This is a genomic window from Spirillospora sp. NPDC049652, from assembly GCF_040675125.1.
GTDB lineage: Bacteria > Actinomycetota > Actinomycetes > Streptosporangiales > Streptosporangiaceae > Spirillospora.
In genome coordinates this window covers 1-2,117 of the sequence record NZ_JBFAOF010001116.1, presented here as the reverse complement: position 1 = coordinate 2,117, position 2,117 = coordinate 1, and the positions used below count along the sequence as shown (strand labels likewise).

1 protein-coding gene is annotated in these 2,117 nt (G+C 78.0%); it reads left to right on the top strand.

Annotated elements, in window-relative coordinates:
* A partial coding sequence (locus AB0J52_RS37580) for an ATP-binding protein (protein ID WP_500187733.1) occupies nt 1-2,117 on the top strand: 2,117 nt, incomplete at both ends.

Sequence of the window (2,117 nt, the reverse complement as noted above, 5' to 3'; positions counted from 1 at the left end):
CGCCTGGCGGTCGGCGACTACCTGGCGGGCCTCGCCGCCGCCGCGCCGCTGCTGCTCGTCCTGGACGACCTGCACTGGGCCGACGAGGAGACGCTCGTCCTGCTGTCCCGGCTGCCCGAGCGGCTGGCCGAGCTGCCGGTGCTGGTCGTCGGCACGTTCCGGCCCGCCGAGGCGGACGGCATGGCGGGCGCGTTCGCCCGGCTGGCCCGGCACGAACCGGTCCGGATCGACCTCGCCGGGCTGGCCGGGGCCGAGGTCGCCGCGCTGGTCCGGGCGTCCTGCGCGGCCGAGGTCGGGCCGGACGAGCTGGCCGCGATCACCGAGCGGACCGGCGGGAACCCGTTCTTCGCCCGCGAGACCGCGCGGCTGCTGGACGCCGAGGGCCCGGACGCCGCGGCCCGCGAGGTGCCCGCCGGGGTCGGGGACGTGCTGCGCCGCCGCTTCGCCCGGCTGCCGGAGTCCGCGCTGGCCGTCCTGCGGCACGCGGCCGTGGCCGGTCCGGAGAGCGACGTGCGGGTGCTGGCCGAGCTGTCCGGCGGGGACGAGGACGCCGTGCTCGACGCGGTCGAGGCGGGCCTCGCCGCCGGGCTGGTCACCGAGCCCGCGCCCGGCCGGATGCGGTTCGCGCACGCCCTGGTCCGCGACACGCTGGCGGTCGGGCTGTCGGCGACCCGCCGCACCCGGCTGCACGCCCGGACCGCCGCCGCACTGGAACGGCACGCGCCCGGCGAGGTCGGCGCGATCGCGCACCACTACCTGGAGGCGGGCACCGAGCCGGAGCGGGCCGTCCGGTACGCGACGCTCGCCGCGGCCGCCGCGGAGGCCCGGTTCGCCTACGCCTCGGCCGCCGAGCTCTGGGACCGCGCCGCGTCCGCCCTGGGGTCCGGCCGGGTCCGGGAGCGGCTGGAGCTGGAGATCCGGGCGATCCGGGCGTCCGCGCTGGCCGGAGCCGTCGTGCCGTCCCGGGCCCGGCGCGCCCGCTGCGTCGCCGAGGCGCGGGCGCTGGGCGACGTCGAGCTGCTGACCCGCACGATCGTCGCGTTCGACGTCCCCACCCTGTGGACGGCCCGCGAGTACGGCCGTCTCGACACCGAGCTGCTGGCCGCCGCGCACGAGGCCCTGGCCGGGCTGCCGGACGGCGCGGACGAGCTGCGCGCCCGGCTGCTGACGACGATCGCGCTCGAACAGGAGGGCGAGCCGGGGGACGAGGGTCCGCGGCGGGCCGAGGAGGCGCTGGAACTCGCGCGCCGCGTCGGCCGTCCGGAGACCCTCGCCGCCGCGCTGAACGGCCGCTACATCAACGCCTACCGCGGTGCCGCCGACCGCGAGCTGCGGTTCGCGCTCGCGACGGAGCTGCTGGAGCTCGCGACCGAGCACGAGCTCGCCGCCTACCAGGTCCTCGCCCACCTGCAGCTCCAGCAGGTGTCCATGTCCTGGCTGCGCACGGACGAGGCGGCCCGCCACCGCGCCGAGGGGCAGCGCCTCGCCGAGCAGTACGGGCTGCCCCTGCTGCGCCGCATCAGCGAGTGGCACCGGGCCCTCAGCCACGCCTTCTCGGCCGAGTTCGACGAGGCCGAACGCGCCTACCGGGAGGTCGGCGACGACATGTCCCGGTCGGGGATCTGGGCCAGCGAGCAGGGGGTGACGTTCTTCGGCATCTTCTGCGTCCGGCTCGTGCGCGGGCGCGTCGCGGACATGGTCGAGCCCGCGGCGTGGATGGCCGGGCAGTGGCCGCACATCACCGCGACCGCCGACCTCCTCGCGCTCGCCCTGGCCGCCGCCGGGCGCACGGACGAGGCGCGGCAGGTCGTGGAGGACGCGGGCCCGGTCCGTCCGGACTACTTCTACGAACTCGCCCTGGCCCTGCGGGCCCGCCGCGCGATCGTGCTCGGGGACCGCGACCTCGCCCGGGACTGCCTGGCCGCCCTGCTCCCGTTCGCCGACCACATCGCCGGGGGCGCGAGCGCGGTCGCCACGATCGGGCCCATCGCCCACACCCTCGGCGATCTCGCGGCGTTCCTCGGCCGTCCGGACGAGGCCGCCGGGCACTACCGGCACGCGATCGGGATCGCCGGGCTGATGGGCGTCGAGCACTGGTCCCGGGCCGCCGCGGAGGC